This is a genomic window from Mesorhizobium sp. P2_F5, assembly GCF_056403715.1.
In genome coordinates this window covers 278,434-292,773 of sequence record NZ_JBFUEY010000002.1, presented here as the reverse complement: position 1 = coordinate 292,773, position 14,340 = coordinate 278,434, and the positions used below count along the sequence as shown (strand labels likewise).

Sequence of the window (14,340 nt, the reverse complement as noted above, 5' to 3'; positions counted from 1 at the left end):
CCGCAGCACTTCGGCACAAGGCTCGAGGACGACCGTCGAACCATCGATATGTCGCCGGCATCGGCGAACTGGCGGTTCAGTTGGCTCGGGAACGCTATCTCGACTTCGGGCGACCTTGGCGGCCGAGAAGTTGGCGGCGAACCACGGCCTGGTCGTGTCGAGAGAGACGTTGCGCAAATGGATGGCGGAGGCTGGAATCCGGCTGTCCCGAAAGCAGCGCAGGACGTTCCATCAGCCCAGATTACGTCGGGAGTCGTATGGCGAGCTGGTACAGATCGACGGCAGCGATCACCGTTGGTTCGAGGAGCGGAGCGATCCATGTACCCTGCTCGTCTTCATCGACGACGCCACGAGCAAGCTCCAGCAGCTTCGCTTTGTAGAGTCGGAGAGCACCTTTAGTTGCTTCGAGGCGCTCGAGCTCTATCTGAAGGCACACGATTGCCCGGTAGCGTTCTATTCCGACAAGCATACGGTGTTTCGGGTGGCCAAGGCCGAGGCCCGCGCTGGCCGGGGCATGACGCAATTCGGGCGGGCGCTTTCCGAACTCAACATCGAGATCCTGTGCGCCAATTCGAGTCAGGCCAAAGGTCGGGTCGAAAGGGTCAATCGGACACTGCAGGATCGTCTCGTGAAGGAACTGCGCCTCGCCGGCATATCGAACATCGAGGCGGCCAACGCTTTCCTGCCGGGGTTCGTTGCCGACTTCAACGAGGTTCGCCAAGGTCCCTGCCCGCGGCGAGAACAGGCACTGACAAGGGTGGCCGCTGCCGAGTGAGGTGGCTTTCAAAGCCAAAGCCAGGGAGCCAAGCTGGAACGCGCCCGATCGGGCTGCGCAACCCCGACCAGCTTACGCCCGATCGGGCGCTCACGTCGGTGCCAGGAAGTGCGTCGCTGTCGCATTTCTAACTTGCTGCACCCTGCCCTCGCAAACGTAGGATGCGACATTTCTAATTTGCAGAGCCGGCGACATTTCTACCTCGCCGCCACATCGGTTGTAGATGCTAAGTGAAAATGTTCTAATCTGGCAAAGTGGAAATGTCGTTCGCACCTCCGCTAATTTCACCAGGTCTGCTTTCGAAATCGAAGAGCCGCTGGGTAGCAAGCGCGGCGGCGCCCCGCGCCCAGGAATCGTCCGCCCAGTCCGGCGTGATCGGTGGTGGGGCCCACATGGCATAACGCGCCAGCGCATCGCGCATCGGCCCGAAGAGATAGTCGCCGAAGCTGACGGCTTCGCCGCCGCCGACAATCACTTCCGGATCGATGATGTTGCAGAAACTTCCCAGGAATCTGCCGATACCCTCGCCCGCCTCGCGCAACAAATTCACGGCCGTCTCGTCACCGGCCTGGGCCGCTTCGAGCATGTCGTGGCGGTCAACCTCACCCGAGAGGCCCTTCGCTTCACGCCACCGCTTGACCAGTGCCGGCTCCGAAAAAAACGTCTGAAGGCAGCCGCGGCGGCCGCACTCGCAGTGCGGCCCATTCGGATCGTAGATCGAGTGGCCCATCTTGCCCGCGGCGCCGTTCGCACCATGATGGACCGAGCCGTCAATCACCACCGCGCAGCTGATGCCGGCGCCGATGGCCAGCGCGCCAACAGTCCGGTGATGCCGGCCGAGGCCGAACAGTTGCTGCGCGAGCGCAAAAGCGTTGGTATCGTCGTCGGCCCAGACAGGCACATTCACGAACTCTGCCAGCATGGCGGCTATCGGCACGTCGGTCCAGCCGAATCGGTGGCTGAGCCGGCAGACGCCATTGTCGATGACCCCAGGCACCGCGATGCCGATACCGCTGAGCTGTGCCCCAGTTGGCACCGCATGGTCCGCGAGCAGCTTGCTGACTGCAGCGGCGCAGGCTTCCACCGTACTTTGCGGCGAGTGATCAGGCACGGGAACGCGCCTGGAGGCAATGGGGTTCGTGGCCAGATCGGTCAGCACGCAATCGATCGCACCGACCATCAGCTTGAACCCGACAACCAGACGGCCCGCATAATTGATGTCGATCGGTATGGGCCGCCGCCCCGGGGCTCCAATGCTGGCCTCTCCCTCGACCAGGATGTTTTCTCTCAGCAGGTCAGCGACCACGAACGTCACCGCAGCCGGACTCAGCCCGGTGATCGCGGCGATCTCGGCGCGGCTGATCGCTCCTTCCCTGCGCAGCAGGTTGAGGATCAGTCGGCGATTGATCGAACGCGACGTCTGTTGGTCGCCCTTCAGTTTCATTTCCGCCTCATTATTAATTTTGTAAATTAAGTATTGACCGGCTTTACCTGCATACGCTACGACTTGCCTCGGTTCAATTGGAATCCGGCTGTTCTCAGGGAGGAGATAAAAGCCATGGCCATCACCGTTACAAATCTGTCCACGACAAGGCGCCGCTTCCTGAAAGGCACGGGCGCTGCTCTCGCTGCATCCGCCACCGGGAGCCTCTGCTTCCCGGCCCTGGCGCAGGCGCAGGAAATCAACATCATTTCCAATCTCAGCAACGCCGGGCAACGCGACATCCTGCACAGGCTTGCGGCCGAATACGAGGCAAAATCCGGCGCCAAGATCACCATCAACAACATGGATCACGAGGCGCACAAGACCGCGATCCGTAGTTATTTGGTCGTCGGCGCTCCCGACATCTGTTTCTGGTTCTCCGGGAACCGCATGAAGGCCTTTGTCAACAAGGGCCTGTTCGACGACATTTCCGATCTGTTCGTTCGGGAGAACTACAAGAGCGTGCTCGGCGCCACGACAAATGCGGTCACTGTCGGCGACAAGCAGTATGGCCTGCCGATGGGCGGTCTGCTCTGGGGCCTGTTCTACCGCAAGGATGTCTTTGCCGAACACAATTGGACGCCGCCGAAGACCTGGAACGAGTTTCTCGCCTTCGGCGAGGCCGCGAAATCCGCAAGCATGATCCCGATGAGCATGGGCACCAAGGAACTGTGGCCGGCAGGCGGTTGGTTCGATCATATGAACCTGCGCATCAACGGCCTCGACAAGCACATCGCCCTGATGGACGGCAAGGTCCAATACACCGATCCGATGCTGACCCCCGTCTTCGACAGATGGAACGATCTGATCAAGGCCGGTTTCTTCTCGCCCAACCACAGTTCCTTCGGTTGGGAGCAGGCCGGTGCGGCGCTGGCGCAGAAGAAAGCCGCGATGATGGACCTCGGCGGATTCGTCAGGTCCGCCTTCCCGGAACCGGACATCCCGCAGCTCGCCTACGCGCCGTTTCCCGAAATCGTCCCCGGCGTCGCCAGGTATGAAGATTTTTCGGTCAATTCCATTCACGTCCCGGCCAATGCGAAAAACAAGCAAGGCGCGCGCGACTTCCTCGCCTATTTCTACAAGCCGGAGAATCTGGGAGCTTTCCTGGCCGCGGAGGGCGCCATCCCGCCGCGCAACGACTGCCCGCCCAGCAGCGATCCGCTGGTAAACGCCGCCGTCGAGGAACTGAAGAAGGTGGTCGGCACGTCACAATACTACGACCGCGACACCGATCCGGACATGGCCCAGGAGGGCATGACGGGGCTCCAGGAATTCATGGTCAAGCCCGAACGGCGCGATCAGATCCTCGAGCGGATGGAAAAAACCCGCAAGAGAATTTTCGGCTAATCCTCCCGGACCTGGCGGGAGGCAGCCTGGGGCTGCTCCCGCCCCTTTTTGGGTGAATCCAATGCACCGCTTCTGGCGCAGAAATCGTCATTGGTTGACACCGGCATTGTTCCTTCTGCCGGGCCTCATCCTGTTCAGCCTGGTAATTCTTGCTGCCTCCGTCGAGACGGTCTGGATCTCGCTGTACGAATGGGACGGCATCGGCGCGAAGACTTGGGTCGGCCTCGCCAACTATGTCGAACTGGCCGACGACCCGCAATTCTACGTCTCGCTCAAGAACAACGTCATCTGGCTGCTGATATTCATGCTGGCGCCGCCGATCGGCCTCGCGCTGGCGCTGATCGTCAACCAGCAGATCAGCGGCATGCGCATGCTGAAGTCGCTGTTCTTCGTCCCGCTGGTGCTGGCGACGGTGACCGTCGGCGTCGTCTTCGGCTGGGTCTATGATCCGACCTACGGGCTGCTGCAATTGATCTTTGGCCTGTTCGGCGGCACCGCGCCGGCACTGCTTTCCGACGAGAATTTGGCCACCTTCGCGGTCGCCGCGGCAGCTCTCTGGCCGCAGATCGCCTTCTGCATGGTGCTGTTCCTGGCCGGGCTGAACAACCTCAACGAGGACCTGATCGGCGCCGGACGCGTCGACGGCGCACGCGGCTGGCGCATGCTTCGCCATGTGGTCCTGCCGCAACTGTCGCAGGTCGGGTTCATTGCCATCGCAGTGACGGTGATCGGCGCGCTGCGCTCCTTCGACATGGTCGCGGTGATGACCACTGGCGGTCCTTACGGCTCGTCGACGGTGCTCGCCTACCAGATGTACGAGGAATCGATCTTCTCGTACCGCTTCGGCTATGGCGCGGCGATCGCCACGGTTCTCTTCGTGATCATGATCAGCTTCATCGCCTGGTATCTGCGTGGCCTCATCAAGGCCGAACGGAGCAACGCCTGATGTACCCGCGCCCGATCCCCCAAGATGCGAAAATCCAGCGCGCGCTCTATGTCGGTGGCGTGACCCTTGTCGTCGCGCTGTGGCTGCTGCCGCTGCTTGCCGTCATGCTGACGTCGATCCGCTCCAACGAGGAGCTGATGGCGGGCAATTACTGGGGCTGGCCGCAGAAATTCAGCCTGGTCGAGAATTACACGGCGGTGTTCGAGCAGACCGCGATGCTGCGCTTCTTTCTCAACAGCCTGCTGATCACCATTCCTTCGGTGATCGGCGTCCTGATCCTATCGACACTGACCGGCTTCGTGCTGTCGCGCTATCCATTCCGCGGTTCGAATCTCATTTTCGCGCTGTTCGTCGGCGGCAATTTCCTGCCCGCCCAGGTCATGATGATCCCGGTGCGCGACCTGATGGTGAGGCTCGGCCTCTACGACACCATCTATGCGCTGATCGTATTCCACGTCGCCTTCCAGACCGGCTTTGCGACACTGTTCATGCGCAATTTCATCGCCGCACTCCCGGGTGAATTGTTCCAGGCCGCGCGTGCCGAGGGCGCGTCGCCCTACCAGGTGCTGCGCCATGTCGTTGTTCCCCTAGTGCGGCCTGCGCTGGCGGCATTAGCAATCCTCACTTTCACCTTCGTCTGGAACGACTATTTCTGGGCGATCGTTCTGACCCAGAGCGATGCCGTCAAACCCGTCACGGCGGGGCTGAACAATCTGCGCGGCGAATGGACGTCGGCGTGGAACATCGTTTCGGCGGCAACGATCTTTGTCGCCCTGCCCCCGGTCGTCATGTTCTTCCTGATGCAGAAGCACTTCATCAGCGGCCTCACCATGGGGGCGGTCAAGGGATGATTTCGGTTCGAGAAATGCAGGTTGGACCAAACGGACGCAACCCGCAAACAGGGAAAGGCGCCTCGCGATGAGCAGCGTGGAATTGCGCAAGGTCGACAAGCACTATGCCGGCTATCATGCCCTGAAGGCGATCGACCTGACGATCGAAAAGGGCGAGTTCGTCGTCATGGTCGGGCCATCCGGCTGCGGAAAGTCGACCTTGCTGAAGACGATCGCCGGCCTCGAGACCATCAACTCCGGCCAGGTCGTGATCAACGGGCGTGATGTCACATGCGAAGAACCCGGCGATCGCGGCATCGCCATGGTGTTCCAGTCCTACGCGCTCTATCCGCACATGACCGTCGCCGAGAATATGGGCTTCGGCTTGCGGATGGCGAACCGGCCAAAGGCCGAGATCGATGCCGCCGTCAAACGCGCTGCGCAGATCCTTCGCCTGGAGGAACAACTCGACAAGCGCCCGAAGCAATTGTCGGGTGGGCAGCGCCAGCGCGTCGCGATCGGCCGCGCCATCACGCGCTCGCCGGAGGTGTTTTTGTTCGACGAACCGCTGTCGAACCTCGACGCCGCATTGCGCACGCAGATGCGGGTGGAGCTTTCAGGCCTTCACGCCCAGCTCGGATCCACCATGGTCTATGTCACCCACGACCAGATCGAGGCCATGACTATGGCGGACCGGATCGTGGTGTTGAACAAGGGGCGGGTCGAGCAGGTCGGCTCCCCGCTCGAGCTCTACGCCAATCCGGCAAACATCTTCGTCGCCGGCTTTCTCGGCGCGCCGCGCATGAACTTCATAGAAGCGCGGGTGGAAACCGTCGATGCGGCCACGGTCACGTTGAAGACGGCAGGAATGCCGGTTCTTGCCTTCGCCGGCATCGATGTGACCGGAATTTCGTCGGGCGATGCGGTGACTGTCGGTATCCGACCGGAAAATCTGCATCTGCTCGAACGGGCAAATGCCGACCAGGCATCGTTCCCTGGCCAGGTGCGGCTGGTCGAACATCTGGGGCGGGAAACGGTTCTCTACCTCGACGCCTCCCCCCTTCAGGCGACCAATTCGGACAGCGGCACCGGCAATTTCACGGTCCAGCTCAATAAGGTGTCGCCGATCGGCGTCGGAGCCCAACTGACGGCCGGTTTCGAGCTCGCCGAGGCCTATCTGTTCGGACCCGACGGCCGCACGCTGACATCGCGAAAACCCGTCCCCACAACTTGACCCACAGATCCAAGAGTATCATCCGCATGCAGCGCAATAAGCCCGCCCCACTTTCGGTTTGGCGTCCCCTCAACCTCGACCGCTTCCTGCTGGGAGCGCCGCATTATCCCGAACATGTCGACGAAAGCAGTTGGCGGCGCGATGCCGAGCGCATGGTCGCGGCCGGTGTCAACACGGTCCGGATGGGCGAGTTCGCCTGGCATATTTTCGAACCCTATGAGGGGAAATTCGACTTCGGCCTCTTTGACCGGGCGATCGATCTTCTCGGCGCTGCCGGGATCGACACGATCCTGTGCACGCCGACGGCGACGCCGCCGCGCTGGCTGACCGCGAACTATCCGGAAGTGCTGCGCGTTGACGTCAACGGCCGCCCCGCAAGCCACGGATCGCGTCAGCACGCCGACACGACCAGCCCGGTGTTTCGTAGCCACAGCCGCCGCATCACGCGGGCCATGGCGGCGCATTACCGCGATAACGAGCGAGTCATCGGCTGGCAGACGGACAACGAGCTCAACACGACCGTTTCGGAATCGTTCGCGCCGGCGACGCGGCTGGAGTTCCAGAAATTCCTGCAACACAAATACGGCGCGATCAACGCGCTGAACTTCGCCTGGGGAGGCCATTTCTGGGCAACGGCATACGACGATTTCTCCCAGATCGAGCTGCCACGGCCGCTGATGCCGTCCTATCCCAGCCCCGGGCACGTGCAGGACTACCATCGCTTCCTGGCTGCCGCGACGGCGGCCTTTCAGCACGATCAGGTCGAGATCCTGCGTGCCGCCAATCCAGACTGGTTCATCTTCCACAATCTTGGCCAGCTCGCCGACATCGATTTCCGCGGCCAGTTCGGACAGGATCTCGACTTCATCGGCTTCGACATCTACCCGATGCTGTATGATGAAATGCGCCGCACCGGCGGACATGCGGCCACGCAGGCGCTGCATCTCGACATCTGCCGCGCATATTCCGGCAACTACATCGTGCCGGAGCAGGCCTCGGGTTTTGGCAGCCAGCCGGGCTTTTCGACCATGACCCCGGAGCCCGGCGAAATGCGCCGCATGGCGATGACGTCGGTGGCGCGCGGCGCCGACGGCATCATGTTCTTCCGCTGGCGCCCAGCGCATTTCGGCGCCGAAATCTACTGGATGGGGGTCATCGATCACGACGACGTGCCCCGGCGCCGTTATGACGAGGCCAGCCGTTTCTTCCACGAGATTGCCGCCATCAAGGACCAGCTCCTCGGCACAGTCGTGCGCATGGACGTCGGCATTGCCGGAGCCGACTTCGACAACCAGGAAGCGCACAAGACCTATCCCATCGGCCTGCCAAGTCCGCTCGACGACGCCATGCTTCTGCACCGGCACTGCTACCACAAGGGGATAGCCTGCGGCTTCATTCACCCCGAAGACGATCTGTCACGGCTCAAGGCGCTCTATGTTCCGCATTGGGTGATGTGGAAGGAGCAATGGAACGACGCCGTGGAAGCGTTTGTCCGCAATGGCGGCACGCTGATCCTGACGGCGCTGAGCGGAACCCGGGATGACAACAACCACATTATCCGCGAACAGGCGCCCGGAAGCGCCCTGTCTGCGTTGAGCGGCGTCAAGGTTACCGAATTCGGCCGCCTTGTTCCGGAGGGCGGCTCTGGGCTGTTCCCCCTGTTCCGGCAGCCCGCGATGGGCGTCTACGTGCCCCCGTCGCCACTGCCGTCCTCGTCGGCGGAGCGCAAATATCGCTTCACCCTGGGCAACCGGCAATTCGAGGCCGCTCACCTTTACGAGTTGCTCGAGGTCGCGCCGGACACTGAGGTGCTGGGCACATGGTCGGACCGCTTCTGTGCCGGCCAGCCGGCGATCACCTCACGGCAGGTCGGCAAAGGTCGCGTCGTCTATGTCGGCACCTATCTTACCCGGCAGCTTGCCGAAGCCTTTACTGAGGTCGTTCTTGCCAAGGCGGGCGTCACGCCTTTGCTTCCTGAACTGCCGGCCGGCGTTGAGGTGACAATCCGCGAGGCCGAGGATCGCCAGCTCATGTTCATTCAAAACACCACGGAAATTCCCGTCATGGTGCCGGAGGTCCCTCTGGGCCTGGACCTGCTGACCGATCGTCCGACCAGGGGACCCATGCAACTCGAAGCCTATGGCTGCGCGGTGATCTTGCTCGGCCCTTGAGAAGCTGCCGCTCGGCAAAGAACAACGAACGATGACGCTAATGCCATGACAACGCCTGCGTATTTTTCATGGCTATCTCCAAGCCAAAAGGCTGCGGCAGAATCTACGTCAAAAAATCCGACATTCGAAACAAACTGTCGGCGAATGCGTAACCAAGACGCCGACTCTGCCTCAGAGCCGGCTGGCGCGCTCTAATGGTTGAGGGGATTTCAGACCTTGGCAAGCGCATTCCGGGCTGGACCGCGGAAGTCTAGTGGCGGTTTCCTACCCAACCCACGTGGCCGTCAGGGAGAGCTTTGGCCCGCCATCTCGGAGCAACGGTCATTGCGACGGTGTCGAGCGACGACAAGGCGCGGATCGTCGAACGGCTCGGTGCTCATCACGTCATCGTCTATTCGCGAGAGAATTTCGCCGAGGCCGTCATGCGATTGACTGGCGGCGCCGGCGCGGATGTCGCCTATGACGCTGTCGGCAACGATACCTTCGGTGGGTCGCTGGCGGCACTCGCAGTACGAGGCCATCTCGTCAGTTTCGGCCAGGCTTCCGGCCCAGTCGGCAACTGGGACATCGGTCGGTTCTCTTCGAAGTCCGTCACGATTTCCCGGCCGAACTACGCGCATTATACGGACACACCGCAGAAGCTTGCTCCGCAATTGAACCGGTTCTTTGCCGCGCTGCGACAGGGGATTATCAAGGTCGAGCCTCCGAGGCACTACGATCTGGCAGCGGCGTCGGAGGCCCATCGCGATCTGGAGTCTCGACGAACGACCGGCGCGCTGGTGCTAAAGGTGTGAGACGAGTTGCCACAATCGAAGTGATTGCGGTTCACAATCTGTAAGTACCCGGGAATACGATGTCCTGATCGACCAGGATATTGAACTTGTAGCCAGGTCGAATTTCGAGTGTTGGCTGGACGTCGATATTCTTCGAAATTGTTCGCTCGGCAACACGGCCGAAGGTCTCTGCAAAAGACCGCCTTGCTGAATTCTCGGCGCTGTTTTCAGAGCCGAGCGCGTTACGATCTTCGGGGATTGCCATGTCGACGCCGGCACCGATTGCTGCAACCAGAATCGCCGACCCGAACATCCGCAGATAGTGGTTATTTACTCTGTCCTTGAAGCCACCATAGCCTTGGGCATCGGTGCCGGCCATGCCGCCGATCTGCAGGGTCGCACCGTTCGGGAAAATGATGTCGGTCCAGACGACGAGGACGCGGCGCTGGCCAAAGGTGACGCTCGAATCGTATCTACCGAAGAGCTTCGCGCCTTGGGGGACTAGCAAGCGATGCCCAGTGGCGGTGTCATAGACGTTCTGGGAGACCTGCGCGATAATCCGGCCCGGGAGGTCCGAGTTGACGCCGGTGATGAGTGTGGCTGGGATGACCGAACCCCGCTTGAGTTCATACGGCGACAATTGGGGGACGACCTGATTGGGTAGGTAGCCGAGATCCTTGATATCCTGATTGAAGAAGCCGGCCTTGTCCGCCTGCCGGTTCGCATCGCCCCCCGCCTGGCCGTCGAGACCGGCACGCATCGCCGCGGCATAGAGCTCGGCCGCGCCGGCTCGAGATGTATTTGCGCCACTGGCATCAGGAGTGACCTCTTTGCCTCCGTTGAGTTGGCCTTGTTGGCCAATATTGACGGCAATCGGGGAATCGTAGGCTGCGTCGTTTGCCTGAAGCCGGGCCAAGCGTTGCCGATACCGCTCGCGCAGATATTGCTCCTGCTGTTCACGATCGAGGCGAGCCCGCCAGATGTGTTCGGGCTCAAGCGCCGGCTGTGACGCGGCAACGGGTTCATCGGTCGCGGGTGCCGGCTTGAACGGATTGGCTGGCGGCGCTGTGGCTGGCGCCGGTGCCGGTGACGGCCGGAAGAGGGAGGGTTCGACCGGTGCGTCGATAACGCCGTCCGATACGCCCCGCTTGAGTTGATCGGCGAAGTCACGCGCGGGCGGAGAGTTGGACGTGGTGCCGATACCGTCATCGCCGCGGAAATACAGGCCGCGCTGCGACAACCCGTAGATGATGACCCCGAAGAACACAATGGCGAGCCCGATTGCAGCGATGACCGGCAACCTGTTGATGCGACGAATGCGGGGAACGCCGTCACCGTCGCCGAGCGGCGTTGGCGAGATGTCGAGTGAGGACATTCGATCCTCCCTTCCCTAATTGCGCCGCATGATGGAGAGCGGGCTCGAAGGCGCCGCACCTGTGCTGGTCACCGCATATGCGCGGCCAAGATCGATGGTCGGCGTCGACAGGCGGGCGAGCACATTGCCCTCGAAATTGTCGACGGCATAGGCGAGTTGAATGAGCCTGCCAGCGTCTGATTTCTGGTCGGGTGTTGCCACGGCATAACCCCAACCCTTCAGCGAGGACGCCAAGGCTTTGCCGAAGGGCGAACCATCGGATTTGAGGATGACCGTTCCAGTGCCGGGGCCGGCGACCTCGGCGAGTTTGCCTACCATGTCGCCGGCAATCGCATTGGCGGCGTTGGAAGAAAGCTCCGCCTTGTCGGCGTGTGCTGTGAGACCGCCCTGGTCCGCCGTCTGGCAAGCGCCGATTCCAGCGCTCATCACGACGACAGCCACAATTCGGGCGAGCGAAGATCCGGTCATTCGAAAATCCGTCATGATCACCCTCCCCGCTTGATGGTGATCTTCTGCTGCTTCCAGCCGACGCCAGAAATCAGGACCGCGCGGTCGACCATGTAGTCGACGATCATCATCGTGCCTTTCAGCCTGTAGTTGACGATCCGGTTCTCGCCTCCCGAGACGACGAAGAGGACCGGCGCATCCTGGCCGGCAAAGGAGGACGGGAACTGGATGTAGGTTTTTGTTCCGTCCGAATAGACGCGAGTCGGCTTCCAGCGTGCCCGACCGCTTGTCTGATAGCCAAAGTTGAGATTTTCGGCGGGAACGCCGGCACCGGGGATGGTGCTTGCCTCCATCCGCGCACTGATCTCGGCGAACTTCTGGTTGGCGTCCTCGGGGTATTCGAAACCGACACGAGCCATGTATTGCGTCTGATGCGATTTAAGCTGGATGTGATAGGTGCGCCGCGACGTCGTCACCACCATTGATGACACAAGGTCGGGCTCCGAAGGCTTGACGATCAAATGGACGGCCTGCCCGCCAACAGCACCGGATGTTGCCGGCTCGACCGTCCAGCGGACGGTGTCGCCAACCAGGACATCGTGAATGACCTCGCCGGCCTGTAACTCAATGTCACAGACCTGCAGCGGTGAGCAGACGACGGACGGCTGGACCTCGCCATAGAGGAAGACCACCTTGCCATCGGCGCCCTTGGTGACGAGGCCGCGCGATCCACGCCACTTGCTGGAAATGCTGGTGCCTTTCGCCTCGTTGGCGCTCATTTCCTGGGCCGCCGAGCATGTCGCCCAAGTCGATGCCGATGACAGTGCAAGCATGGCAACACAGGCACTCGCTCGCATGGATGATGGGATCATGGTGAAGAACCTCGCGGGCGTCATAGTTGCGCGGTCCAATCGAAGTCGCGGAGATACAATCCGATCGGGTTCAGACGGATGATTTCCTCATCCTGTGGCGGGGTGAGCGTGACGGTGGCGATTCCTCGAAAACGACGGCTCGCCGTTTCCTTGCCTTTTCGATCACGTTCGAATTCGGTCCAGTCGATCTGGTAGCTCTGGTTGGACAAGGCGACGACATTGTTCACCTCGATCGCCACCGTCGCGGCCTTGGCTTTCTCGAAGGGCGAATTGCCTCGAAACCAGCTGTTTATCTTCTCGGTGGCGGGATCCGACGTCCGGAGCAGGGCATACGTTCGGTCGATGTATTGCTTCTGAACGACCGCATCTGGCGTGATCGACCGGAAGGATGTGATGAAGCCGCCGAGGGCTGCGCGAACGACGCGGGGGTCGGCGTACTCGATCTGTTGGGGATAGCCGGCGATAGCCGCGGCGCCCAGTTTATCGACCTCGACAATGTAGGGCACCAGCTTCACCTGCGTGCTCTGATAGAGCGCGTAGGAGAAGCCGATCACCGCCATGGTCATGCCGGTGATGCCGACGATGCGCCAGGCGCTCGCAGCCTTCACGTAGCTTCCATAGCGCTCGTTCCACTCCTGGCGGGCGGCGAGATACGGGTTGTCGGGATGGTCGCGTCTGGCCATCTGTGCTGGTCTCGATTCTGTAGGAGGAATTATTTCTTGGAGACGGAATTGGGCTTGGAGCCGGAACTGTGTTTTGGCGCGGAGCGGCCGGCATCGAGCTTGGCGTTGGCCAGGCCGAGTGTAGACGTGCCGTATGAACCCGGTGCGCCGATCGCCTGGTCTTTAGCGGCGGAGGCTAGTGCACCGCCTGCCAATCCGACACCTGAGGAGATGCCCTTTATCGCAGCGGAACCGAACGATGCTCCTGACTGCCGGGCTTCGGAGTACGCCGAAGAGCCGGCCCTCACCCCACCGTAGGCGAGGGTGCCGACGCCAAGACCTGCAGAGGTTGCCTGCCCGCCGTGACGTATCGTTTCCATGCCGCCGGTGACAGAGACGCCCTGAACCACGCCTTGCAGAATGGCGGGCACATACATGGCGATGATGAAGACCACGACTGATATGCCGGCGATCGCAAGCGTTGTGATGAACTGGTCCGATGTCGCGGTTGGTGCTTCCGCTAGACCGAGCAGCACCTCGGATCCGATGCGGGCTATCATGACCAGCGCCATCAGCTTCATGCCAACCGATAGAGCGTAGACTAGATAGCGGACGGCGAAGTCCTTGGTGAAAGATGAGCCCCCAAGACCAAGCATGATCATGCCAGCAAGCAATCCAACATACATCTCGACCATGACCGCAACGAAGATCGCGGCGACAAGGGAGAAAGAAACGACCACCACGACCATGGCGAAGACCGCGGCGATCGCCAGCGCGTTGTCTTCGAACAGGCCGAACTTCGCCTGTTCGGACATCTTCGAGGCGACACGTATGCCAGCGTCGAAGACGTTGGCGGGCGACGCTGATCCACCATTGGCACCTATCTGGAAGAGACTGTCGACTATTGCTTTGGCGAAGCTTGGCCCTCGTTCGAGAATGAACGCGAAAAGCCCAACGAACATGATCCGTCGAACCAGCTCCGCGAACCATGCATCGAGCGAGGCGGCATTTATGGCGAGCCAAACCGCGGCGAGGCCGATCTCAATGCCTGCCAGAATCCAGAACAGGGAACGGGCGGCATCTATCACCGTCGTTTCCCAACCCTTGGCGGCGATGACGACAGAGTTCTCCAGAGTCGTCAGCACCGAGCCTTCCTGGGCAAGGGCCGGAACGCACGCAAGCAGTGCAAGGGCAGCGGCTACTACAGCGACGAACCCGAATCCGCGTTTTGGTTTCGTTACCATCGTGGCTTCATTTCCTGGCCATTCCGAATGTTGCGATCGGGGTCCCCACCAAAGAATCTTTCCACTCGGCTACGGTGTTCGGCATCCGAGGTTGATGATGTTGCTGAAGAAGACGGTGAACTCGCCGCTGGCACCCCGGTTGTCGTCGTCCATACCCACACAATAGTGCCTCCGGCGAACA

Annotated in this window: 13 protein-coding genes and 1 pseudogene; 7 read left to right on the top strand and 7 right to left on the bottom strand. The window is 61.3% G+C overall.

Features of this window, described 5'->3' with window-relative positions; all coding sequences use genetic code 11:
* Positions 1 to 43: 43 nt before the first annotated feature.
* Positions 44 to 775 (top strand): annotated as a pseudogene (locus tag AC1DYO_RS03590) (ISNCY family transposase); the annotation flags it as partial.
* A 241-nt stretch (positions 776 to 1,016) separates the two neighbouring features.
* On the opposite strand, the gene AC1DYO_RS03585 reads toward AC1DYO_RS03590, so the two are convergent.
* Positions 1,017 to 2,219 carry an ROK family protein gene (locus AC1DYO_RS03585; protein ID WP_477260361.1) on the bottom strand — a complete coding sequence of 401 codons (1,203 nt, stop codon included), beginning with the start codon at positions 2,217 to 2,219 and terminating at the stop codon, positions 1,017 to 1,019.
* A 114-nt stretch (positions 2,220 to 2,333) separates the two neighbouring features.
* On the opposite strand from AC1DYO_RS03585, the gene AC1DYO_RS03580 reads away from it, so the two are divergent.
* From AC1DYO_RS03580 to AC1DYO_RS03555, 6 genes are all read left to right on the top strand, one after another.
* On the top strand, positions 2,334 to 3,605 hold the full coding sequence (locus AC1DYO_RS03580; RefSeq protein ID WP_477260359.1) for an ABC transporter substrate-binding protein: 1,272 nt from the start codon (positions 2,334 to 2,336) through the stop codon (positions 3,603 to 3,605).
* Between the two features lie 61 nt (positions 3,606 to 3,666).
* Positions 3,667 to 4,551, top strand: coding sequence for a carbohydrate ABC transporter permease (locus AC1DYO_RS03575; protein ID WP_477260357.1), 885 nt, complete (start codon positions 3,667 to 3,669; stop codon positions 4,549 to 4,551).
* Positions 4,551 to 5,402 (top strand): carbohydrate ABC transporter permease, encoded by an 852-nt coding sequence (locus AC1DYO_RS03570; RefSeq protein ID WP_477260355.1) that lies wholly within the window; start codon positions 4,551 to 4,553, stop codon positions 5,400 to 5,402. Before AC1DYO_RS03575 ends, AC1DYO_RS03570 begins: the two co-directional genes overlap by 1 nt.
* Before the next feature lie 67 nt (positions 5,403 to 5,469).
* Positions 5,470 to 6,615: an ABC transporter ATP-binding protein gene (locus tag AC1DYO_RS03565; RefSeq protein ID WP_477260353.1), complete on the top strand. Its 1,146-nt coding sequence runs from the start codon at positions 5,470 to 5,472 to the stop codon at positions 6,613 to 6,615.
* Between the two features lie 26 nt (positions 6,616 to 6,641).
* Complete coding sequence (locus tag AC1DYO_RS03560; protein WP_477260351.1) at positions 6,642 to 8,786, top strand: beta-galactosidase; 2,145 nt, start codon at positions 6,642 to 6,644, stop codon at positions 8,784 to 8,786.
* 296 nt (positions 8,787 to 9,082) lie between these two features.
* Positions 9,083 to 9,580 (top strand): zinc-binding dehydrogenase, encoded by a 498-nt coding sequence (locus AC1DYO_RS03555; RefSeq protein ID WP_477260349.1) that lies wholly within the window; start codon positions 9,083 to 9,085, stop codon positions 9,578 to 9,580.
* A 31-nt stretch (positions 9,581 to 9,611) separates the two neighbouring features.
* On the opposite strand, the gene trbI is transcribed toward AC1DYO_RS03555, so the two are convergent.
* Genes trbI through trbK form a run of 6 tightly spaced genes read right to left on the bottom strand, consistent with a single transcriptional unit; the run spans position 9,612 to position 14,320 of the window.
* Positions 9,612 to 10,934 carry an IncP-type conjugal transfer protein TrbI gene (gene trbI, locus AC1DYO_RS03550; protein ID WP_477260347.1) on the bottom strand — a complete coding sequence of 441 codons (1,323 nt, stop codon included), beginning with the start codon at positions 10,932 to 10,934 and terminating at the stop codon, positions 9,612 to 9,614.
* Positions 10,935 to 10,949: 15 nt separating this feature from the next.
* On the bottom strand, positions 10,950 to 11,402 hold the full coding sequence (gene trbH / locus AC1DYO_RS03545; RefSeq protein ID WP_477260345.1) for a conjugal transfer protein TrbH: 453 nt from the start codon (positions 11,400 to 11,402) through the stop codon (positions 10,950 to 10,952).
* 17 nt (positions 11,403 to 11,419) lie between these two features.
* Complete coding sequence (gene trbG, locus AC1DYO_RS03540; protein ID WP_477260343.1) at positions 11,420 to 12,277, bottom strand: P-type conjugative transfer protein TrbG; 858 nt, start codon at positions 12,275 to 12,277, stop codon at positions 11,420 to 11,422.
* Entirely contained in the window at positions 12,274 to 12,936 is a 663-nt protein-coding gene (locus AC1DYO_RS03535) for a conjugal transfer protein TrbF (protein ID WP_477260341.1), read from the bottom strand. The genes trbG and AC1DYO_RS03535 overlap by 4 nt, the downstream gene beginning before the upstream one ends.
* A gap of 29 nt (positions 12,937 to 12,965) precedes the next feature.
* Positions 12,966 to 14,159, bottom strand: a complete 1,194-nt coding sequence (trbL, locus tag AC1DYO_RS03530; RefSeq protein WP_477260339.1) for a P-type conjugative transfer protein TrbL — start codon at positions 14,157 to 14,159, stop codon at positions 12,966 to 12,968.
* Entirely contained in the window at positions 14,153 to 14,320 is a 168-nt protein-coding gene (gene trbK, locus AC1DYO_RS03525; protein ID WP_477260542.1) for an entry exclusion protein TrbK, read from the bottom strand. Before trbK ends, trbL begins: the two co-directional genes overlap by 7 nt.
* Positions 14,321 to 14,340 lie beyond the last annotated feature (20 nt).